This is a genomic window from Stenotrophomonas sp. NLF4-10, assembly GCF_022359915.1.
Taxonomy (GTDB): domain Bacteria; phylum Pseudomonadota; class Gammaproteobacteria; order Xanthomonadales; family Xanthomonadaceae; genus Stenotrophomonas; species Stenotrophomonas daejeonensis.
The window spans coordinates 861,133-883,298 of record NZ_JAKSEE010000003.1; the positions used below are offsets into that span (position 1 = coordinate 861,133).

Annotated in this window: 16 protein-coding genes; 10 read left to right on the forward strand and 6 right to left on the reverse strand. The window is 69.6% G+C overall.

Translation table 11 applies throughout. The annotated features are described in order from the left end of the window. Positions 1 to 3: 3 nt before the first annotated feature. From MIC98_RS04165 to MIC98_RS04180, 4 genes are all read right to left on the reverse strand, one after another. Positions 4 to 1,218: an FtsX-like permease family protein gene (locus MIC98_RS04165; RefSeq protein WP_239735877.1), complete on the reverse strand. Its 1,215-nt coding sequence runs from the start codon at positions 1,216 to 1,218 to the stop codon at positions 4 to 6. A 13-nt stretch (positions 1,219 to 1,231) separates the two neighbouring features. Continuing rightward, entirely contained in the window at positions 1,232 to 2,554 is a 1,323-nt protein-coding gene (locus MIC98_RS04170) for an ABC transporter permease (protein ID WP_239735879.1), read from the reverse strand. Between the two features lie 142 nt (positions 2,555 to 2,696). Then, the gene (locus MIC98_RS04175) at positions 2,697 to 3,389 is read right to left on the reverse strand and encodes an ABC transporter ATP-binding protein (RefSeq protein WP_057641015.1); all 693 of its coding nucleotides are present in this window, start codon (positions 3,387 to 3,389) and stop codon (positions 2,697 to 2,699) included. A 34-nt stretch (positions 3,390 to 3,423) separates the two neighbouring features. Beyond that, entirely contained in the window at positions 3,424 to 4,692 is a 1,269-nt protein-coding gene (locus MIC98_RS04180) for an efflux RND transporter periplasmic adaptor subunit (protein ID WP_239738022.1), read from the reverse strand. Positions 4,693 to 4,907: 215 nt separating this feature from the next. On the opposite strand from MIC98_RS04180, the gene glmS reads away from it, so the two are divergent. Continuing rightward, on the forward strand, positions 4,908 to 6,737 hold the full coding sequence (glmS, locus tag MIC98_RS04185; protein WP_239735882.1) for a glutamine--fructose-6-phosphate transaminase (isomerizing): 1,830 nt from the start codon (positions 4,908 to 4,910) through the stop codon (positions 6,735 to 6,737). A 27-nt stretch (positions 6,738 to 6,764) separates the two neighbouring features. Here glmS and MIC98_RS04190 read toward each other — a convergent pair. After that, positions 6,765 to 7,876, reverse strand: a protein-coding gene (locus MIC98_RS04190) for an IS3 family transposase (protein ID WP_239738024.1) whose coding sequence is annotated in 2 segments (ribosomal slippage) — positions 6,765 to 7,681 and positions 7,681 to 7,876 — 1,113 coding nt in all. Because the reading frame shifts where the segments join, the coding sequence is not laid out codon by codon here. 153 nt (positions 7,877 to 8,029) lie between these two features. Here MIC98_RS04190 and MIC98_RS04195 point away from each other — a divergent pair. After that, positions 8,030 to 9,709: a C-terminal helicase domain-containing protein gene (locus MIC98_RS04195; RefSeq protein ID WP_239735884.1), complete on the forward strand. Its 1,680-nt coding sequence runs from the start codon at positions 8,030 to 8,032 to the stop codon at positions 9,707 to 9,709. A gap of 326 nt (positions 9,710 to 10,035) precedes the next feature. On the opposite strand, the gene MIC98_RS04200 is transcribed toward MIC98_RS04195, so the two are convergent. After that, entirely contained in the window at positions 10,036 to 10,533 is a 498-nt protein-coding gene (locus MIC98_RS04200) for an Lrp/AsnC family transcriptional regulator (protein ID WP_239735885.1), read from the reverse strand. Between the two features lie 268 nt (positions 10,534 to 10,801). On the opposite strand from MIC98_RS04200, the gene MIC98_RS04205 reads away from it, so the two are divergent. The 8 genes from MIC98_RS04205 (at position 10,802) to MIC98_RS04240 (ending at position 22,101) form a co-directional block, all read left to right on the forward strand. Next, positions 10,802 to 13,057 carry a TonB-dependent receptor gene (locus tag MIC98_RS04205; protein WP_239735889.1) on the forward strand — a complete coding sequence of 752 codons (2,256 nt, stop codon included), beginning with the start codon at positions 10,802 to 10,804 and terminating at the stop codon, positions 13,055 to 13,057. 4 nt (positions 13,058 to 13,061) lie between these two features. Continuing rightward, entirely contained in the window at positions 13,062 to 14,612 is a 1,551-nt protein-coding gene (locus tag MIC98_RS04210; protein ID WP_239735891.1) for an amino acid permease, read from the forward strand. Then, positions 14,609 to 16,048 (forward strand): amidase family protein, encoded by a 1,440-nt coding sequence (locus tag MIC98_RS04215; RefSeq protein ID WP_239735894.1) that lies wholly within the window; start codon positions 14,609 to 14,611, stop codon positions 16,046 to 16,048. Before MIC98_RS04210 ends, MIC98_RS04215 begins: the two co-directional genes overlap by 4 nt. After that, positions 16,048 to 16,686 carry an FMN-binding negative transcriptional regulator gene (locus MIC98_RS04220; protein WP_239735897.1) on the forward strand — a complete coding sequence of 213 codons (639 nt, stop codon included), beginning with the start codon at positions 16,048 to 16,050 and terminating at the stop codon, positions 16,684 to 16,686. The genes MIC98_RS04215 and MIC98_RS04220 overlap by 1 nt, the downstream gene beginning before the upstream one ends. Beyond that, positions 16,683 to 17,678 (forward strand): alpha/beta hydrolase, encoded by a 996-nt coding sequence (locus tag MIC98_RS04225; RefSeq protein ID WP_239735899.1) that lies wholly within the window; start codon positions 16,683 to 16,685, stop codon positions 17,676 to 17,678. Before MIC98_RS04220 ends, MIC98_RS04225 begins: the two co-directional genes overlap by 4 nt. Further along, entirely contained in the window at positions 17,675 to 19,678 is a 2,004-nt protein-coding gene (locus MIC98_RS04230; RefSeq protein WP_239735901.1) for a S9 family peptidase, read from the forward strand. The genes MIC98_RS04225 and MIC98_RS04230 overlap by 4 nt, the downstream gene beginning before the upstream one ends. Continuing rightward, complete coding sequence (gene proC, locus MIC98_RS04235) at positions 19,675 to 20,487, forward strand: pyrroline-5-carboxylate reductase (protein ID WP_345772146.1); 813 nt, start codon at positions 19,675 to 19,677, stop codon at positions 20,485 to 20,487. Before MIC98_RS04230 ends, proC begins: the two co-directional genes overlap by 4 nt. A 162-nt stretch (positions 20,488 to 20,649) precedes the next feature. Next, the gene (locus MIC98_RS04240; RefSeq protein WP_239735903.1) at positions 20,650 to 22,101 is read left to right on the forward strand and encodes a Wadjet anti-phage system protein JetA family protein; all 1,452 of its coding nucleotides are present in this window, start codon (positions 20,650 to 20,652) and stop codon (positions 22,099 to 22,101) included. Positions 22,102 to 22,166 lie beyond the last annotated feature (65 nt).

Genomic DNA, 22,166 nt, shown 5'->3' on the forward strand with positions numbered 1-22,166 from the left:
GGGTCAGGCGCTGCGGGTGGCGACGATGGGCGGGACGGCGGCGGCGCGCAGCGCCGGGCCGATGACGGCGGCCTGGCCCAGCAGCAACAGCGCCAGCGCGCCGAACGGCAGGTAGGGCAGCGGCAGCCGCGCGATCTCGAAGTGGTGCATCAGCACCTGGTTGCCGCCGTAGGCCAGCAGCATGCCGAGCGCGATGCCGGCGCCAGTCAGCAGCAGGTTCTCGGTCTGGAAATAGGCGGTGATCTGGCGGCGAGTGGCACCCAGCGCGCGGCGGATGCCGATCTGCTTGGTGCGCTGCTGCACCCAGAAGCTGGCCAGGCCGACGATGCCCAGCGCGGTGACCAGCAGCATCGCCGCGATCACCGCGACCAGCAGCCACGCCATCGCGCGGTCGCTGCGGAAATAGCGTTCGCGCAGTTCGGACAGGGTGCGGCTTTGCTGCTGGTCGAGCACCGCCTCGGGCACGGCGCGGGCCACTGCCTGGCGCGCGGCCTGCATCACCCGCGGCAGGTCGAGCGGATCGGCGCGCAGCACGTAGCTGCCCGATTGCGCGTCGTCGCGCACCGGCACGATCACCGACCACTGCGCGCCGGCCACGCCCTCCTCGCTGCGGCCCGGGTCGGTGACGGCGAAGTTGTCCACCACGCCGGTCACGCGGAAGTGCGCGCCGCTCCACAGTTCCTTGCCCAGCGGGCTTTCGCCGGGCCACAGGTGTTCGGCCAGCGCGCGGGTGACCCACACAGGGGCGTCGCTCGGCACGAAGTTGTCGATCGGCTGGAAGTCGCTGGCGGCGAAGGGATTGCCCTGCACCGGGTGCAGGCCGAGCGCCTCGATCGCGGCGGCGTCGGCCATGTAGAAGTGCAGCACGCCGGCCCACTGCTTGTCCTCTTGGTCGAGGCTGGCGCCCATGTAGCCGGCGCGCTGGCCGAACGGGGTGCTGTTGGCGGCGCCGGCGGCGCGCACGCCGGGGATGGCGCGCAACGCGCCGAGCACGCGTGCGTTGAGGTCGGCGTTGCTGCAGCCGTCGCAGCCGTTGAGCGTGATCGTGCCGACGGCGCTTTCCTGCACGCCGCTGTCGATGCGCATCAGTTCCAGGCGGCTGGAGATCAGGAAGAAGGCGTTGCACAGCACCGCGCAGGCCAGCGCGATTTCCAGCACGATCAGCGCGGCGGCGACGCGGTGGCGGCCCAGTGCGGAGAGGATTGGCTTGATGTCCATGGGTCGGCTCCGCTTACAGGGTCTTCAGTTGCATCGCCGGGGCGATGCGGCTGGCGCGCGAGGCGGGGAACAGGCCGGCGACGATGCTGGCCGACAGCGCCAGCACGAAGGTGGCGGCGAACATCGGCAGGTCCAGGTGCACCAGGTCGGCGTATTCCACCGGCTGGCTGCGGATGGCGCCCAGCCCGGCCAGGGTCAGCAGCAGGCCAAGCGTGCCGCCGATCAGGCCGATCAGGCCGGCTTCGATCAGGCATTGGGCGAAGATCGAACGCCTGGATGCCCCCAGCGCGCGGCGCACGCCGATCTCGCTGCCGCGGCGCAGGAACTTGGCCAGCAGCAGGCCGACCGTGTTGAACAGGCAGATCAGCAGGAACGCCAGCGCCAGCCAGCTCTGCAGGCGCACGTCGCGCGGCACCACGCGGTTGTAGTCCAGCCATTGCATCAGCGACAGCAGGCGGGCGTTCTCGGGAAAGGCAATACGGCCCAGCGCCTTCTGCTGCGCGGCATAGTCGGTGACGAAGCGGCGGTAGTCGGCGACCTTGGCGGCGCTGCCCAGTTCCACCCACAGCTGCAGCCAGACGCAGTCGGTGTTCTGCAGGTGGCCGGGCACGGCCGGCAGCGAATTGCAGGTGAACTGGGCGAAGTGGCCGTCGTTGATTTCCAGCCCGGTCTGGAACGGCACCATCACGTCTTCGGCCTTGCCGTAGAAGCTGGCGGTGTCGCCCTGCGAGAAATTGCCGCCGGCCAGGGTGTGGAACTGCGGCGACGGCCGCCACGGCCCCAGCACGCCGACGATGCGCACGTCGGCATCGCGGATGCGCAGGGTGCGGCCGACGCTGTCCTTGCCACCGAACAGTTTTTCGTTGAGGTCGGCGGAGATGACCGCGACCCGCGCATGCTTTTCGTCGTCCTCGCCGGTCCACGGGCCGCCGAAGGCGAACGGCACCGCGAACATCGGGAAGAAGTCGGCATGCGTCGAAAGCATCGTCGTCATCAGCGGCGGCTGCCCGGTTTCCGGCGCCTGCAACTTGATCGGGCTGTCGTTCACCAGCGCCTGGCGGTCGCCGCGCCCGGCGCGCCACAAATCCATCGCCGAGGTGTAGTCGAGCATGTCCGGCGGGTTGCGGCGTGCCTTGCTGGTCGAAAGCGCATCGACCTGCGGGTAGAAGAGGTGCTGGCTGCGGCCCGGCAGCGGATCGCCGGACAGCAGGTGCATCACCGTCAGCGTGGTCATCGCCGCACCGATGCCGATGGCGATGGACAACACCATCAGCGCGGTCAGCACCGGCGTGCGCCGCAGGCTGTGCAGGCCGAGTTTGAGGTAGTAGGCGAACATGGAAGGGTTCCGGTTGCGGGGGGACACCCCTCCCCCTTTTGCAAAGCAAAAGGGGGAGGTTGGGAGGGGGCGGCTTTTCGCGGGGAAGCCAAAGCACCCCTCCCCAGCCCTCCCCTGCGCTACGCGCAAGGGAGGGCGCAGGTCAGCCGTGTGCCAGCGCCGGTTCGCGCAGCAGGTCGGTGGCCTGGCCGTCGACGATGTGCACGTTGCGCTGCGCGCGCGCGGCCAGCTCCGGGTCGTGGGTCACCATGACGATGGTGGTGCCCTGGCTGTTGATCTCCTCCAGCAGCTCCATGACGCCGCGCGCCATCTGCGTGTCGAGGTTGCCGGTCGGTTCGTCGGCCAGCAGCAGGCGCGGGCTGCCGGCCAGGGCGCGGGCGATGGCGGCGCGCTGCTGCTGGCCGCCGGACAGTTCGGCCGGGTAGTGCTTCATGCGCGAGCCGAGGCCGACGTCGCTCAACGCCTTCTCGATGCGCTGGCGGCGCTCGGCGGCGGGCATGCCGCGGTAGCGCAGCGGCACGTCGACGTTGTCGAACAGGTTGAGGTCGGGGATCAGGTTGAAGCCCTGGAAGATGAAGCCGATCTTCTGGTTGCGCAGGCGCGAGCGGGCGTCGTCGCCGAGGTGGCTGACGTCCTGGCCGTCGAGCAGGTACTGGCCGCTGGTGAAGGTTTCCAGCAGCCCGGCGATGTTGAGGAAGGTGGTCTTGCCCGAGCCCGACGGGCCGGTGACGGCGACGAACTCGCCTTCGCGCACGTGCAGGTCCAGCGAGCGCAGCGCGTGGGTTTCGACCTGTTCGGTGCGGAAGACCTTGGAGACGGATTGCATCTGGAGCATGGGAGGTTCCTGTGCTGAAAGGTGGAAACGGGGATCAGTTGATGGAAACGCGCTCGGCATCGCCGAACAGATCGGTACCGGAGACGACGACCTTCTCGCCCGGCTGCAGGCCTTCGACGATCTCGACCTCGCCCAGGCTGCTGACGCCGAAGGTCACCGGGCGGCGGCTGGCGGTGCTGCCGTTGACCACCCAGGCGTAGCGGCCGCCGGACTGCTCGACGAACGGGCCGCGCTCGACCTTGACCACGTCCTTGCGGGTGTCGAGCAGGATGCGCGCGCTCATCCGCTGGCTCTGGCGCAGGCCCGGCGGCTGCTGGTCGGAGAAGCGGATGCGCGCCACCACCTCGCCGTTGACCACCTCCGGCGACACCGCCGAGATCTCGCCCGGGAACGGCTGCCTGGAGCCGCTGGTCAGCTGCGCCGGCATGCCGATGGCGAGGTCGCGGGCGAAGCTCTCGGGCACCTTGATCTCGACCTCGAAGCGCGACAGGTCGACCACGCCCAGCACCGGCGCGTTGGCGACGACCTGGGTGTGCTGGGTGGCCTGTACCTGCCCGACCTGGCCGTCGAACGGCGCGCGCAGGGTCAGCGCATCGACCTGGCGCTGCACCTCGTTCACCACCGCCTTCTGGCGTTCGGCCAACAACCGCTTGTTGCGCGCGTCGAGGTCGGCGCCGCGGCTCTGCAGGGTGGCGTCCTGGTGCGCGTGCTGCAGTTCGATCTCGGCCTTCTTCAGTTCGTCCTGGGCCTTGGCCAGATCCACCTGCGGCACCGCGCCGCCGTCGAAGCCGCGCTGGTAGCGGTCCAGGTCGCGCTGGGCGGCGGTGCGCACCAGCTCGGCCTGGTCGGACATCTTCGCGCCGGTGGCGCGGGCCAGGGTGGCGTCGAGCGCGGCGCGCCCGGCCTCGGCCTCCAGCCCGGCCAGGGTGGCCTGTTCCTGCGCCAGCTTGCTGCGCAGTTCGGGGCTGTCGATCACCGCCAGCTCCTGGCCCTGCTTGACCACGTCGCCGGCCACCACCTTCAAGGTCACGGTGCCGGCGGAGATGGCGTACAGCACCGGGCTGTTGGCGGCGATCACGCGGCCGTCGGCGGCGATGTCGCGCACCAGGTCGCCGCGGCCGACGGTGGCGATGCGCAAGCGGTCGCCGTCGAACGAGCGCGAGCCGCCGAGCCAGCCCTTGGTGACGAAGCCGACGCCGGCCAGCACGACGAGCACGGCCACGGCCGGCCACAGCCAGCGGCGCCACTGCGGCCGCTGGTGCTGGGTGATTGTCTGGTCCTGTGCGGAGGTGTCGCGGATCATTGTCGGCATCGCTGGTAGGTTGCGGTTCATCAAGCAGGTCCCGTGCCAACTCGCAAATATTTGAAATCATTGAAATATGTGCGGATCGGGAAAGTGTCCGGGTGTCCGCGGACACCCGCGCGGACAGTGTCCGCGGCGGGCCTGTCCGGCGATGTCCGCTGGATGGCCGAATCGGCTGACTTAGAATGTCCGCTCTTTTCGCAAGCGGGCGGTTTATGTGCGGCATCGTTGGGGCGATCGCTGATCGCGACGTGGTACCGGTACTGATCGAAGGGCTGAAGCGGCTGGAATACCGCGGCTACGACTCCTCCGGCATCGCCGTGCTGGACGGTAGTGCCATCCGCCGCGTGCGCCGCACCGGCCGCGTGGCCGAGATGGAAAGCGCCGCCGCCGCCGAGGGCTTCAGCGCGATGCTGGGCATCGGCCACACCCGCTGGGCCACGCATGGTGGGGTCACCGAATCCAACGCCCACCCGCACCTCAGCCACGGCGTGGCGCTGGTGCACAACGGCATCATCGAGAACCACGAGGAACAGCGCGAGCGGTTGCGCGCGCTGGGCTACGCCTTCGAGTCGCAGACCGACACCGAGGTCATCGCCCACCTGATCCACCACCACCTGCAAGCCGGTATTGATTTGCTGGAAGCCTTGCAGCGTGCGGTGAAGGAACTGACCGGTGCCTACGCGCTGGCGGTCATCAGCCAGGCCGAGCCGCAGCGCATGGTGGTCGCGCGCATGGGCTGCCCGCTGCTGGTGGGGCTGGGCGAGGGCGAGAACTTCGTCGCCTCGGACGTGTCGGCGATCGTCTCGGCCACGCGCCGGGTGGTGTTCCTCGAAGAAGGCGACACCGCCGAGCTGACCCGCGCCGGCGTGCGCGTGTTCGATGCCGGCGACGTGCCGGTGCAGCGCGAGGAGCGGCTGTCCAGCGTGTCGCTGGCCTCGCTGGAACTCGGCCCGTACCGCCACTTCATGCAGAAGGAAATCCACGAGCAGCCGCGCGCGCTGGGCGACACCATCGAGGCCGCCATTGATGCCGGCGGCTTCCCGGCCGAACTGTTCGGCAGGAACGCCGAGGCGGTGCTGGCCGGCGTCACCGGCGTGCAGATCCTGGCCTGCGGCACCAGCTATTACGCCGGCCTGACCGCGCGCTACTGGATCGAGGCCCTCGCCGGGCTGCCGTGCAGTGTGGAGATCGCCAGCGAATACCGCTACCGCGCCGCCTATGCCGACCCGAAGCACCTGATCGTCACCATCTCCCAGTCCGGCGAAACCCTGGACACGATGGAGGCGCTCAAGTACGCCAAGTCGCTCGGCCACGCGCACACGCTGTCGATCTGCAACGTGCCCGAGAGCGCGATCCCGCGCGCCAGCGAGCTGGTCTGCTACACCCGCGCTGGTGCCGAGATCGGCGTGGCCTCGACCAAGGCCTTCACCACCCAGCTGGCCGCACTGTTCCAGCTGGCGGTGGTGCTGGGCAAGCTGCATGGCCGCGTCGATGCCGCGCAGGAAGCCGACTACCTGGAACAGCTGCGGCACCTGCCGGGCAGCGTGCAGCACGCGCTGAACCTGGAACCGCAGATCGTCGCCTGGGCCGAGCGCTTCGCCGGCAAGGCCAACGCGCTGTTCCTCGGCCGCGGCCTGCATTACCCGATCGCGCTGGAAGGCGCGTTGAAGCTGAAGGAAATCTCCTACATCCACGCCGAGGCCTACCCGGCCGGCGAGCTCAAGCACGGCCCGCTGGCGCTGGTGGACGCGGAGATGCCGGTGGTGGTCATCGCCCCCAACGACAGCCTGCTGGAAAAGGTGAAATCCAACATGCAGGAAGTGCGCGCGCGCGGCGGCGAGCTGTTCGTGTTCGCCGACCAGGACAGCAATTTCAGCGCCTCCGAGGGCGTGCACGTGATCCGCACCCCGCGCCACGCCGGCGTGCTCAGCCCGGTGGTGCACACCATCCCGGTGCAGTTGCTGGCCTACCACACCGCGCTGGCGCGTGGCACCGACGTGGACAAGCCGCGCAACCTCGCCAAGTCGGTGACGGTGGAATGATTGCCCGAGCCCTGCGGGAAACGGGTTCTACCCCGAAATCACGGACGGTTGTGAAAGAGCTTGGAACTCCCGATCGCGCCTGGCGACTCTTCGCCGCATCCTCGGGTTATGGAACCGCTCGACGTATTCGAACACATCAGTCTTCGCTGCATCGAGTGTCAGGTACTTCGTGCGGTAGATCCGCTCGCGCTTGAGCACGCCGAAAAACCCTTCGCAGGCCGCGTTGTCGCCGCAGTGTCCCACCGCGCTCATCGAACAGACCAGGCCGTTTCTCGACAGATACCGCTGGTAGTCGCCGCTTCGGAATTGACTGCCGCGATCGGAATGCAGGATCACCGGCTCCGCGCCTTGCCGCTGCCATACCGCCATCTGCACCGCCCGGATCACCATGTGCCGGTCCTGCCTGTGGTGCATCGACCAACCCACCACGCGCTGGTCGAACAAATCCAGCACGATGCATAGATACAGCTTGCCTTGTCCTGTTTTGATCTCAGTGATGTCGGTGACCCATTTGGTCTCCGGCTCCAGTGCGGTGAAGTCCCGCTCCAGCAGGTTGCGCACGCCCGGAGGCGTGAGCGCCGGCCGTCCGCGCTGACCGCGCCGCTTCGGGCGCGGCCAGCCCTGCAAACCCTCGGCCGCCATCAGTCGCGCCACGCGGTTCAAGCTGGCCGACTCGCCCTGATCGACCAGGTCTTCGTGCATGCGACCGGCGCCGAGAGTGCCACGGCTGTCCTCGTGCATCTCGCGGATTCGCGCGGCCAGGCGCTGGTTGTCGCGCTGTCGGGCGCTGGGCAGTCGCTGGCTCCAGTCGTAGTAACCGCTGGCCGACACCTTCAGGCAGCGGCACATCAGTCGAACCGGAAACGCGTCGCGGCAACGTTCGATCACCTGATACCTCAGGATGATCCCTTGGCAAAGAACGTCGCCGCTTCTCGCAAAAAATCCCGTTCCTTCCTCACCCGGGCCAGCTCGCGCTTGAGGCGGGCCAGCTCTTCGTCCCGGGGCGTCCCGCTGCCGCCGAAAGCCACCACCCCCTGGCTCTGGGCTTCCCGCTTCCAGCGGGTCAACAGGGTGTCGCGGATCCCCAACTCCCGAGCCACTTGGGCACAGCTCACACCCGGCTGGCTGGCCTGCTCAATAGCACCGCGCTTGAACTCGGCGCTGAACTTCCTTCACTTCGACATGAACACTCCTCAGGCCTCGATCGGCCTTCTCGTAAGTGTCCGTGAAAACGGGGGTGAACCCTCGATGGCAACTTCGTTTTCCACGGACAGACCTCCAGGATGGTGCAGGTGGATTCCAGCCCGGAGCTACGGGAGCTTGAAGCGCAGTTGCAGGCCTATCTGAAACTGGGATACCAAGCCGCTGAGCGGGTGGGGCGGCGACGCGGAAGCGCGATCGGCTTCGTCATGACGGTCTACCGCAAGCTCGCAGCCTCCTCGATCCGTACCCTGCAGTTGGCCCTGACGCGCCGTCTGTCCAGACTGACCTCAGAGGCGGCATCGGCCCGCTTTCTCGAAGACCTCGGGGATGAGCGGTTCGAGGGTGAGTACGAAGAAGCCCGAGTCGGAATCGACGAGGCACGAGAGGAGTTCTTCTTCGGCGAGACGGAGAAGCTGAAGACCCTGATCGAGGAGTGTCGCGTCGCCTGTGAGGAAGACGACAAGATGGATGCTTTCCTCGACAGCATAATCGCACCCATTACCCGCGACAACAGCGCCGAGCGCGTCCTGGTGTTCACCGAGTACCGCGGTACGCAGGACTACATCGTCGAGCAGCTGGCTGCTCGCTATGGCGCCGACAAGGTGGATGTCATCAACGGCAGCATGGATGTCGAGGAACGCCGCGCTGCCATCGCAAGGTTCGAGGACACGGGGCAGTTTCTGGTCTCCACCGAAGCCGGTGGCGAGGGCCTGAACCTGCACCGACGTTGCCACATCCTTGTCAACTACGACTTGCCGTGGAACCCCATGCGACTTGCTCAGCGGATCGGTCGGTTGTATCGCTACGGGCAGCAGCACCACGTAGTGGCAATTAACCTGCAGGGCATTGAATCCGCCGACGATCAGGTCGTCATCAAGATGTATGACCGACTCCAGCAGGTGGCGGCGGACATGGCCGGCGTCGACCAGAGATCTTCCGAGAACCTGGTCAGCGACATCGTCGGCGAGCTGGCCAGCCTGCTGGACGTGGAGGAGATCCTAGAGCAGGCCGCAACGGCCGGAGTGCGCCGCACCGAAGAGAACATCGAGGAAGCAATGCGGCGGGCCCGGGAAACTGCAGAGCTGCAGCGCGACCTGTTCCAGCATGCGGTCAGCTATGACGCGGACGAGCTGAGAGCGGGCTTCCGAGTCGGTGCGCCGCACTTGAAGGCCTTCGTGTTCGGCATGGTCGTTTTGCTGGGGGGCGCAATCCGGGAGAGTCGCCACTTCCCTGGAGTGGCCTGGCGGATCGAGGTGCCAGCAGATGCCCGGCTCCCAAGGCTTGGGCGCGAGGGCCGGGTCACCTTTACCAGGGAGATGCGGCACCAGGCGGTGGAAACGGAGGTGCTCGATCTCGACCATCCCTTCGTTCAGGACCTGTTGTCCCGTGCGCGGAATTATGACTTCCAGGGCCTGACTGCCGGAGCTTCGCTGTCGGGGGTCGGCCATGTCGTCACCGCCATGCTGCGCTGGCAGGACGAACGTGGCCTGCGGCTGCGGCAGGAGTTCCTGGCGGTGGCTGTGGATGGCGAGGGTCAGCTGCATGCCAACCCGCCAGGGGTGGTGTCCTGGTTCCTTGAGCCGATGGAGACGGACCATTGGAAAGTTGACCGTGAATCGACTCGCGAAGCCCATGACGGTATTGAGCAATTCATCGACAACCAGCTTGCCCGCAGATCCAACGGGAACCTGCATCCGGAGAACCGGGAGTGGCTCGGTGCTGCCTGGTGCCGGGTACCTTCGGTGGGCGAGGTCACCGGAGCGCTATGATGATTACAGGTGCCATCAAGTCTCAGGACAACAGCATCTGGAAAGTGCTCTTGCTGCGGCAGCATCTCGAGCCACATGAAGGTCATCGAAAAAATGACCTGCATCTGCCTCTCCTCTCGAATGGGTGCGTGGGCGCAACTCCTTGAGGCTGCTACAGCCTGTGAGGATAGAACTTTATTTCGGGTGCTAATTGAGTTGCCGATAGCCTTAGGGTAGAACTTTCCATTTTTGCCCTGAGCGGTGTCGGCGGACAGTCAGCTATTTGCGATGGTTTCGGGATACAACTTTATTACCAGTCAACAAACCGCAGGGCGCGGCGGCCGCGGCTATCCCCCGCGCTTGTCCGTCGAGGTGGCCACCAGCGGGTAGCCGCTGAACGGCTTGACCTCGTCCATCAGGAACTGCGAGACGATCTTCTCCACGCCGTAGTCGCCGCCGAGCAGCAGCCGGGCGATGTCCTTCCAGTGGTGCACGTCGTTGACGATCACCCGTAGCAGGTAGTCGTGGGCGCCGGAGATGCGGCTGGCCTCGACCACCTCGGGCATGGCCAGGATGCGGCGGTCGAACTCGGTGAATTCCTCCAGCGCGTGCTGCTTGAAGGTGACCTGCGCCAGCACCACGGTCGCCGAGCGGATGCGGTCCACCGCCACGTGCGCGTGGTAGCCGCGGATCAGCCCCTTGGCCTCCAGCGCGCGCACCCGCGCGAGGCAGGCGCTGGGCGAAAGCGCCACGCGCTCGCCCAGCGCCTGGTTGGTGATGCGCGCGTCCTGCTGCAGCACGTCGAGGATCTTCAGGTCGGTACGGTCCAGCGCCTTGGCGGTCATGGGATTTCCCGGTGCGGCGGCTGCCGCAGGTTGTTCGCTATTTGATGACGGGCGCCGCAGATTCTGCGTATTTCACCTGCGGGATCGGCCATATCCACGGCTTTCTGCGTTGGAACCATAGTGCAATCAATGGTTTGTCGCCAGTTGTCGTGCCGTTGATTCTGCTGGACAGCGATGGCGCTTTTCACTTTCACTCGGTCCCAGCCGCGCATGCCGCCGTGCGGGAATGCCCGCCGGCTCCATCCATCGCCACCAGGGGACCGTGCCAATGCCTTCGCAACTCCACGTCCGCAAGCTCACCCACGCCATCCGCTTCGCCTGTTGCCTCGGCGTGGCCGCCGCCACCACCACCGCCTGGGCGCAGGACGCGACGCCGCCAGCCGCGGGCGCCGACCCGGCCCGGACGCTGGACACCATCACCGTCACCGCCGGCAAGCTGAAGGAATCGGTGCGCGAGATCGCCGGCTCGGCCTCGGCGGTCACCGACCAGCAGTTGCAGGACATCGGCGCGCAGTCGCTGGCCGACTACATCGGCCGCACTCCGGGCGTGGTGTTCAACAACTACCAGCCGGGCGTGTCGCACGTGGTCATGCGCGGCATCGCCACCAGTTCGGGCAACGTGCAGGGCCAGCCGACCACCGGCTACTTCCTCAACGAGGTGCCGCTGACCGAGCCGGGCTGGACCATCGCCATCCCCGACGTCGATGCCTTCGACCTCAACCGCGTGGAAGTGCTGCGCGGCCCGCAGGGCACGCTGTTCGGCTCGGCGTCGATGGGCGGCGCGGTCAACTACGTCGCCAACGTCGCCGACAGCGGCGGTTTCGACGCCGCCGCCGAGGCGACGCTGAGCCAGACGAAGAACGCCGACCTCGGCTTTGCCGCCAAGGCGATGGTGAACCTGCCGATCAAGCAGGACCTGCTCGCCGTGCGCGCGGTGGCGCAGTACCGCGACGACCCCGGCTTCCTCGACAACATCGGCACCGGCCGCAAGGGCGCCAACGACACCACGCTGGACGGCGGCCGCCTGTCGGTGGTGCTGACCCCGTCCGAAGCCACCACCCTGACCTGGCTGAGCCTGCTGCAGGACATCGACAGCGACGACAACGGCTACCGGATCGCCGGGCTGGGCGACCTGCAGCGCGACACCGCGATCCCCGAGTTCACCACTACCAAGGTCGCCGTGCACAGCCTGCGGCTGGACCAGGACCTGGGCTTCGCCGACCTCACCGCGTTGGCCGCTTACCAGAAGAAGCAGCAGGACTGGCGCTTCGACTACACCCCGATCCGCGCCGCCTACAACGCCGACCTCGACCTCGACCTGACCTCGCCGCTGTACATCGAATCCGGCGGCGAGAGCCGCGGCAAGAGCATCGAGCTGCGGCTGTCGTCCAAGCCCGGTGGCCGCGTCGACTGGCTGGTTGGCGGCATGTACTTCGATTCGGACAAGGACCTGTACGAGCAGATCGGCGCCGCCGGCGCGGCCGCGGCGTTCGACCAGTCGGCGCTGTTCGGCCCGGGCAGCGGCGCGGTGATCGCGCCGGACGGGGAGGTCTTCAACGCCTTCGGCACCCACCTCGGCGGTTCGGAGGCGGCGCTGTTCGGCGAGGCCAGCTTCCACTTCAACGAACAATGGAAGGCGACCGTCGGCGGCCGTTTGTTCCGCAACGAGGTGCGCACGACCACCACCCAGGTCGGCTTCTCCACGTATCCGGGCGACCCCATCGTCTCCACCCAGCAGACCAAGGAAAACGGCTTCAATCCCAAGGTCGCGCTGAGCTGGCAGCCGAACGCGGACGTGATGGTCTACGGCCTGGTGTCCGAGGGCTTCCGCTTCGGCGAGCCGAACACCGCCGGCCTGAGCGCCTATCCGGTGCCGTCCGGCTCGAAGAGCGACAGCCTGGTCAACTACGAACTCGGCACCCGCACCAGCTGGGCCGGTGGGCGCCTGCTGCTCGATGCCACGCTGTTCGACGTGGACTGGAAGGACATCCAGCTGCGGTTGCAGACGCCGGACTTCTACAACTACGCCAGCAATGGCGGCAAGGCCTACAGCCGCGGCATCGAGCTGGCCACCACCTGGCGCCCGGTGGATGCCTTCGAGTGGCAGGCCGCGGCGACCTGGCAGCGCGCGCGCCTGGACGAGGACCTGTTCATTCTCTGGTACGGCACCGCGCCCAAGGGCTCGCAACTGCCGGGCTCGGCCGACTGGACGGTGAGCAACCTGCTGAGCTGGCACTTCGACGCGCGCTTCTACCCGGTGCTGTCGCTGTCGCACCAGTATGTCGGCGGCGGCATCAGCGACCTCAACTCCGCGGTGCCGGGCGTCGCGCCGAACCGTCAGGGCAACTACAACCTGTTCGACCTGCGCTACCGGATGACCTTCGGCAGCACCGACGTGACGCTGTTCGGCAGCAACCTCACTGACAAGCGCGGCGTCACCCGCAGCGTGGCCGAGACCAACGGCGTCGGCGAAGGCCTGGTGCGTCCGCGCACCGTCGGCGTGACCGTGCACTGGCGCTACTGAGCCGATGGACGGGAACTTCGCGAAGGCGCGTCCGCTCGGGCGCTGGCAGCTTGCGGCCCGCCGCAAGCCGCTGGAGGCGGTGGTGGCCGACGGCGAGCGCGCCGGCCTGCACCGCCGCCTGGGCGCCGGCAGCCTGCTGGTGCTGGGCGTGGCCAACATCCTCGGCGCCGGCATCTACGTGGTGACCGGCGAGGCCGCGGCCAGCTTCGCCGGGCCGGCGGTGGTGCTGGCCTTCGTGCTGGCGGCGCTGGCCTGCGGCTTCACCGGGCTGTGCTATGCCGAGCTGTCGTCGGTGATCCCGGTGCCCGGCTCGGCGTACTCGTACTGCCAGGTGACGCTGGGCGAGGGCGCGGCGTGGGCGCTGGCGTGGATGATCATTCTGGAATACCTGCTGGCCGCCGCCGCGGTGGCCGCCGGCTTCTCGGGCTACCTCACCAGCCTGCTCGGCGACCTGCACGTGCAGGTGCCGGCGGCGCTGGCGACCTCCACCGTCAGCGCGGTGCAGCAGGGCGGGCATACCCATCTGGATATCAGCGGCGGCGTCAACGTCGTCGCGGCATTGGCGGTGCTGGCCGCGGCGGCGGTGCAGATCGCCGGGGTGGGGCGTTCGGCGCTGGCCAACCTGGTGCTGGTAGTGATCAAGATCGCGGTGCTGCTGGCCTTCGTCGCGGTGGGCACGACGTTCATCGACGCGGCCAACTGGCGGCCGTTCCTGCCGGCCAACGAGGGTGGCTTCGCCTATGGCTGGCCCGGGGTGATGCGCGCGGCGGCGATGCTGTTCTTCGCCTACCTCGGCTTTGAAACCGTATCGATGGCCGCCGCCGAGGCGCGCCGGCCGCGCCGCGACGTGCCGCTGGGCATCCTCGGCTCGCTGGTGGTGTGCACGGTGCTGTACATCGCCGCCGGCGCGGTGCTGACCGGGCTGGTGCCGTTCCGCGAGCTCGGCGTGCCCGACCCGGTGGCGCTGGCGGTGGACCGCATCGGCTGGCCGGGTTTCGCGGTGCTGATCAAGGTCGGTGCGCTGACCGGGCTGGGCTCGGTACTGCTGGCCAACGCCTATGGCGTCTCCCGCGTCGGCATGGCCATTGCCCGCGACGGCCTGCTGCCGGCGTTCTTCACCCGGGTGCATCCGAAGCTGGGCACGCCGTGGCTGGCCAGCGTCGCCTTCGGCGTCGCCAGCGCCCTGCTCGCCGCGCTGTTGCCGATCGGCATCCTCGGCGACCTGATCTGCCTGGGCATCGCCTCGGCCTTCATCGTGGTGTGCATCGCGGTGATGTGGCTGCGCTCGACCCGCCCCGACCTGCGCGGCGGCTTCCGCGTGCCGCTGGGCGGGGTGTGGATCGGCCGGGCCTGGATCGGCGTGGTGCCGGTGCTGGGCATCGTCATGTGCCTGGCGATGATGGCGCCGGTGCTGGGCGACATGTTCAACCAGGTGCGCCGCGGCGACGTGCTGCCGGCCAGCCTGCTGCTGGCCTACCTGCTGGCCGGCGCCGTCCTCTACCTCGGTTACGGCCAGCGCCGCGCGCGCCGGCAAGTGCAGGATCCGCAAGCATGACGTCCAAGGAATTTCCGCTGGCCCAGGCATTGGAGCTGGGCCATCTGGACGCGCACGACCAGCATGCGCTGGTCCGCGATGGCGAACTGTCGCCGGCCGAACTGACCGCCGCGGCCATCGTCCGCGCGCGCCATCTCGACCCCGCGCTGGGCGCGCTCAGCCATACGGATTTCGACGGTGCGCTGGCGCGTGCCGCCGGCGTGGACCGCGCCGCGCCGATGGCCGGGGTGCCGTGGCTGCCCAAGGATTCGCTGCGCTACCCGGGCATGCCCACGCGCGGCGGCTCGCGTTCGCGCAGCAGCATGCCGGCCACCGACGCGCCGCCGTTCGTGCAGCGCTTCGACGCCAGCGGGCTGGTGGCGATCGGCAAGAGCGCGATGCCCGAGTTCGGCCTGATGGGTTCGACCGAACCGCTGCTCGGCCCGGTCACGCGCAACCCATGGGACGTGGCGCATTCGCCGGGCGGTTCCAGCGGCGGCGCCGGCGCGGCGCTGGCCGCCGGCATCGTGCCGCTGGCCCACGGCAGCGACGGCGCCGGCTCGATCCGCATCCCCGCCTCGGCCTGCGGCGTGGTCGGGCTCAAGCCCGGGCGTGGTGCGACGGTGGCGGTGCGCGGGCGGCATGCGATCGAGGACCTGATCGTCGCCGACAGCCTGATGTCGCGCAGCGTGCGCGATACCGCTTGGGCGTTCGCGGCCGCGTACCCGGACGGTGGCCTCGACCCGCAGGCGCTGGCGCGCCCGCCGCGCCGGCTGCGCATCGGCGTGGTGGCCGATGCGTTGCCGGGGCTGGCGCCGGACCCGGCCGTCGCTGCCGTCGTCGAGGACGTCACTCGGCTATGCACCTCGCTCGGCCATCGCGTCGAAGCCGCGGCGTACCCGCTGCCGGGTGGCGAGGTCTGGCGGGCGCTGTACACGCTATGGTCGCGGCTGGGCTTGGACGCGGTGGAACTGGCCACCGCGCAGGGTGGCGAGGACTTCGCTGCGACCGCGCTGGAGCCGTGGACGCACGGGCTCGCGGAGTATCACCGCACCCATTGCGGCGTGGCCGAACTGGAACAGGCTTACGCCAAGCTGGCCGCGCTGCCGCCGGCCTTCAACGCCTTCCACCGGCATTGCGACGTGCTGCTGACGCCGACCCTGCGCACCCCGCCGCCGCCGCTGGGCGAACTGGCGCCGGACCGCGATTTCGACGCCCTGCTGCCGGCCATGTTCCACTGGATGGGCTACACCCCGCTGCAGAACCTCGCCGGTACCCCGGCGATCTCGCTGCCGCTGGGGCAGGCCGGCGCATTGCCGGTCGGCGTGCAGTTCGCCGCCGACCGCGGACAGGAGCCGCTGCTGCTGCAACTGGCCGCCGAACTCGAACAGGCCGCGCCGTGGCGCGACCGCTGGCCCGCGGTTTCCGTGGCCACCGCACTGAAGGAACTGCACTGATGGGACACGCCCGCGACAGCCGTTATGCACCGCGCAGCCAGGACGACGTCCTGCGCCTGCTCGCCACCCAACCCTTCGCTTGGCTGGTGTCGGCCGGGGGCGAGGATGCCGCCTTCACCCCGCTGCCGCTGCGCGCCGAGCTCGATGCCGATGGCGGGCTGGTCGCGCTGCGCGGCCACTTGGCGCGGCGCAACCCGCACGTGGCGCGGCTGCGCCGCGACGGCCGTGCGCAGGCGCTGCTGATCGGGCCGCACGCCTATGTCTCGCCGAGCTGGCTGGACGACCGCACCCAGGCGCCGAGCTGGAACTACGCCGCGGCGATGTTCGAGCTGGAGGTGACGGTGAGCGAGGAGCCGGCCGACATCCGCGCCGAACTCGATGCGCTGGTCAGCCAGATGGAGGCCGGGCGCCCGCGCGCCTGGGCGCTGGACGAGATGGGCGAGCGCTATGCGCGCTTGGCCACCGGCGTCACCGCGCTGCGCGGGGCGGTGCGCGAAGTACGCGCCACCTTCAAGCTCGGCCAGGACGAGGCGCGGCACGATTTCGCCCAACTGCTGGTCGGTTTGCAGACCGGTGGCGAGCTGGCACTGGTGGAGTGGATGCGCGATTTCGCCGGCGACGTCGGGGCATCCGCATGAATCGCAGCCTGCAGGCGCTGGACCCGCAGATCCGCCTGTTCATCGAGGATGTCTGTCGGCAGGGCGCGCAACTGCGCGGCGGCCGCGAGCCGGACTGGCCCGAGCGCCGTGCCATCGCCGCGCAGGCCCGCACCCGCTGGCGCGAGGGTGGGCCGCGGATGCGCGATGTCAGCGACGTGCAACTGGAGTCGCCGCATGGTGCGTTCGGTATGCGCGTGCTGTACCCGCAGAGCATGACCACCGCCGCGCCGTCACCGGCACTGGTCTACCTGCACGGCGGCGGCTGGTGCATGTTCGGGCTGGATACCCACGACCGCCTGCTGCGCGAATACGCCGACGCCGCGCGCCTGCCGGTGCTGGCGATCGACTACGGCCTGGCACCGGAGCACCCGTACCCGGCCGCGCTCGACCAGACGGCCATCGCGCTGGACTGGCTGCAGGCGCACGGCGCCGGCCTCGGCATCGACGCCGGGCAACTGGCGCTGGGCGGCGACTCGGCCGGGGCCAACCTCGCCGTCGCCACCGCGCTGCGCCTGCGCGAGGCCGGGCAACTGGCCCGCATCCGCGCGCTGCTGCTGAACTACGGCGCGTGGACGCCGGCCTTGTCGGAGGCCGCGCGGCAAAACCTGGGGACGTCCGAGGACATGCTCAGCGGCGCGGAAATGGACGAATTCTGGGTCGCCTACCTCGGCCCGGAGGCCGAGCGGGTGGCCGACCCGCTGGCGGCGCCGCTGCACGCGGACCTGCATGGCCTGCCGCCGGCGCTGCTGCTGTGGGGCGACCGCGACGTGCTGGCCGAGCAGAACGCCGCGATGGCGCGGCGGCTGGCCGAGGCCGGCGTGCCTACCCGGACGCAGGTCTATCCCGGCGCGCCGCACAGCTTCATCGAGGCGATGGCCGTCTCCGACAAGGCGCGCGACGCCATCGCCCGCGGCGCCGAATGGCTGCGCCGCCACCTGCCGCTGCCCACCCCGCAAGGACAACCCGCATGATGCCGATGCCGCGCCGGATCCTGACCATCTGCCTGACGTTGCTCGTCTGCCTGCCGGCGCTGGCCGCGGCAGGAACGGCGCCGGAGTTGCCGACGCCGGAGAAGATCATGGCGCTGCGCAGCGTCGGCGATCCGCAGATCGACCGCGACGGGCAGTGGATCGCCTACACCGTGGGCACGCCGCAGGCGCAGGGTCAGCCGCCGCGCAGCCGCATCTGGCGGGTGCCGGCAACCGGCAGGGCGATCGCGCGCGAGTTGCCCGCACCCGCCGCGGCCAGCGAGGAGCATCCGCGCTGGACGGCCGATGGCCGCCATCTGGATTTCATCTCCAACCGCCCATTGCCGGCGGCCGAAGCCGAGGCCGGCCTTGCCGGCACGCAGGTCTGGCGCGTCGATGCGCGGGGCGACGACGCCACGCTGCTGACGCGCGCGCAGGGTGACGTCAGCGCGTTCGAGGTATCGCATGACGGCAGCCGCATCGCCTACCTGTCCATCGACATGCCCGACGCTGCGGCCAGGGCTGCGCGCGAAGCGAAGGACGACGCGGTGCGCGTCGAACATCCCACCCTGTTCTCGCGGCTGTGGTTGCGCGACCTGCGCGATGGCGCCACCCGCGCGCTGACCGCGCCCGGCGTGCAGGTGCACGACCTGGCATGGTCGCCGGACGGCTGCACACTGGCGCTGCGCGTCTCCGATGGCACCACCCTCAACGACTACTGGTACCGCTCGCGGGTGGTATTGGTCGATGCCGGCACGGGTGCGCTTGGACCGGTGCTGGAGCCGCGCGCCTCGGCGCATCCGCTGCAATGGTCGCCGGACGGCCGCCGCCTGCTCTACGGCCGGCTGGGCGAACACGGCATGACCGCCAGCCCCACCGTGCACGACGTCGCCAGCGGGCGCCGCGTGGCGCTGGGCGCGGATTGGAACGGCACCTTGTGGCTGGCGCGCTGGCAGGACGAGAACACGCTGCTCGGCGAAGGCCAGCGCGGCGTGCGCGGTGCCTTCCTGCGCTTGGACGCGGCCAGCGGCGGCTGGAAGGAAATCGCGCGTCCGCAGATTCCGTTCGCGTCCTTCACCACTGCGCGCAACGGCCGCAGCGCCTACCTGGGGTTGCGCGACGACCAGCCGGCCGAGGTCTGGACGCTGGACCGCGGCCGGCTGGCCGCGCGCACCGACACGCACCCGGAAGTGGCCGGCTGGGCGCATGGGCAGGTGCGCGAACTGGAGTGGACTTCCTCGCGCGACGGCCTGCGCATCACCGGCCTGCTGGTGACGCCGCCGGGCTGGAAGCGCGGCACGCCGCTGCCGACGCTGGTGCAGGGCCACGGTGGCCCGGCCTGGGCATGGTGGTCGGGCTGGCTGGGCTCGTGGCACGACTGGGCGCAACTGCTGGCCACGCATGGCTACGCGGTGTTCCTGCCGAACCCGCGCGGCTCGGAGGGTGGCGGCCCGGCCTTCGCCGAGATGGCGCGCAACGACTGGGGCGGCGGCGACTTCCAGGACATCCTCGACGGCGTGGACCTGCTTGAGCGCGAAGGCGTGGCCGATCCGCGGCGGCTGGCGATCGGCGGCTGGAGCTATGGCGGTTACATGGCGGCGTGGGCGGTGACGCAGAGCGACCGCTTCAAGACCGCGATCGTCGGCGCCGGCGTGATCGACATCGGCGCGATGGCGCTGACCACCGACACCCCCGACTACCTGCCAGGCTACTTCGGCGACCCGCTCGCCAACCGCGCCGCCTACGACGCGCATTCGCCGATCCGCCATGCCGACAAGGTCACCGTGCCGGTGCTGATCCTGCACGGCGAGCAGGACAGGCGCGTACCGCTGTCGCAGGGCGAGATGTTCCATCGCGCGCTGAAGTTCAACGGCACCCCGGTGGAAATGGTCACCTACCCGCGCGGCCCGCACTGGTTCTTCGAGAGCGCGCACGGGCGCGACGTGCAGCAGCGCGTGCTGGACTGGCTGGATGCCCAACTCGGCGTGGAGCGGCCGCAGTGACGTCGCCGGCCGAGGTCGCCTTCGTTGGCGGCGGGCACATGGCGCGCTGCCTGGTGCAGGGGCTGCTCGCCGAGGGTCGCGATCCGGCGCGGATCGTGGTGGCCGACCCGGACGCCGACACCCGCCGGGCGCTGTCCGCGGGGCTGCAGGTGCAGGCAACGGCACACAACACCGAAGCCGCGGCCGCGGCGCCGGTCTGGGTGCTGGCGGTGAAGCCGCAGGTGGCCGCGATGGTCTGTGAAGCGCTGGCCCCCGTGGCGGCGCAGGTGCGCCCGCTGGTGATCTCGATCATGGCTGGCATCACCCATGCGCAACTGCGGCAATGGCTCGGTATCGACAGCGTGGTGCGCAGCATGCCGAACCAGCCGGCGGCGATCGGCGCCGGCGTCACCGGACTTTACGCGGCGCCATCGCTGGATGCCGCGCAGCGCGCCAGCGCCGAATCCGTGTTCCGCGGCGCCGGCATGACCGTGTGGTTGCGTGACGAGGCGCAGATGGACACGGTGACGGCCGTCGCCGGCAGCGGCCCGGCCTACTTGTACCTGCTGGCCGAGGCGATGGAACAGGCGGCTCGCGCGCGCGACCTGCCAGCGGAGACCGCCCGGCGACTGGTCGTGCAGACCCTGCTCGGCGCGGCGCGCATGCTGCAGGCGGCCGACGAAGCCCCGGCACGGCTGCGCGAGCGCGTGACCTCGCCGGGCGGCACCACCCAGGCCGCGGTGCAGGTGCTGGAGGAGGGTGGCTGGATGGTTCAGGTCGATCGCGCCATCGACGCAGCGCGCGCGCGCGGGCAGGCGCTGGCGGGGTAGAGGGCCGGCAGCCTCGGGCAGGAACCGCGGCAGCATCCGCGCACGGGCGCGTCATCCCGCGGTCGAGGCCAGTAAGCAATACCGTGCCGTGGAAGGCGAGCCTTGGTGGCGATATGCCACAATCGCCGGAGCACGGCAGGAAGCAGCAGGACCCCCGACATCTTGAGTACGACCACCCCCACGACCACGCCGCCGCTGTTCACGGTCGTGCCCGCCGGCATCTTCGGCCCGCTGGCCTCGGCCAACCGCCAGAACTATTGGTCGCTGCTGTGCCGGCTGTTCGACGAGTTCTTCGGCCCGGATGCGCCGGTGCCGCCCAGCCACGGCTTCCAGCGGCGCGAGATCACCGCCGCGATCGAGCGCTATCTGCTCACCGACGATCCGTGGGAAGACGAGGACGGCCAGGCCCCGGACGCGACACTGAATACACGCGCCAATGCCATCCACGACCGCTTCCGCGCCGCCGGCTGGCTGCGCCAGGAGCGCATCGGCGCACGCGAAATGGTGACCATGCCGCCGATGGTGGCGCAGCTGCTTTCGACGCTGGTGGAGTTCAGCGAACACGGCCCGACCTTCGTGTCGGCCAAGATGCGCTCGGTGGAACTGCAGTTGCAGCAGGTGGCCGAGGGCCGCATGGACGGCGGCATCCTCGACGAGGCCGCCGACCAGGCGCGCCGCCTGCTGGTGTCGCTGGCGTCGATGGGCCTGCAGGTGCGCGACCTGATGCCGGAGCTGAGCAAGGCCGAGACCACCGCGCAGTTCGCGCGGCAGTGGTTCGAGCGCTACGTCGGCCAGTTGTTCATCGGCGACTACGCCGAACTGCACCGCGCCGACCACCCGATGGCGCGGCGCAGTTCGATCCTGGCGATGGTGCAGCAACTGGAAACCGGCGCGCCGCGGCAGACGCTGGTGGCGTGGTACCGCGAACACGTCACCGGCGGCGACGAAGTGCGCGCGCAGCAGCGGCTGTCGCGCAGCCTCGGCCGCCTGCGTGAGCTGGAGCGCATCGACGAATACCTGACCCGGCTCGACGAGGACATCCGCCAAGCCAACCGCCGCGCGCTGGCCTTCCTCGACTACCGCCTGCGCGCGCCGGACAAGCTCGACGTGCTGCTGCGCCGTGCCTGCCGCGGCGTGCTATCGGCACCGGAGGAAGCCTTGCGGCTGCCGGTCGCGCCCGGCCCGCTGATGGACGAAACCCGGCTGCGTCCACCGCACCGCAAGCCTGCGCCGATCCCGCGCAGTGCCAATGCCACCACGCCGCCCACGCCCGAGCAGTTGGCGCGGCTGTCGCTGCTGCGACGGATGAAGCGCGCGCGGTTGGTCAACGCCGAGGACATGGCGCGCTACGTCGGCCGCCATCTGCAACACGGAACGGCGATCGAATCGGCGCAGCTGGACATTGCCAGCATCGAAGACCTGCGCGCCTACCAGACCCTGCTGACCCTGGCGCTGCGCGGCAACCGCATCGGTGGCCTGCGTCGCGAGGACCCGCTGGGCCGGCTGCTGCGCGGCTTCCGCGTCGAGCTGCTCGACGCCGGCGATGGCAACGACAACGATTACCTGCGCGGCCCGCGCTTCCGCATCCAGCGGATAGGCACGATGCCCTCGTAGGAGCGCAGCTTGCTGCGCGACGGGGCTTTACCGGTACAGCCCCATCGCGCAGCAAGCTGCGCTCC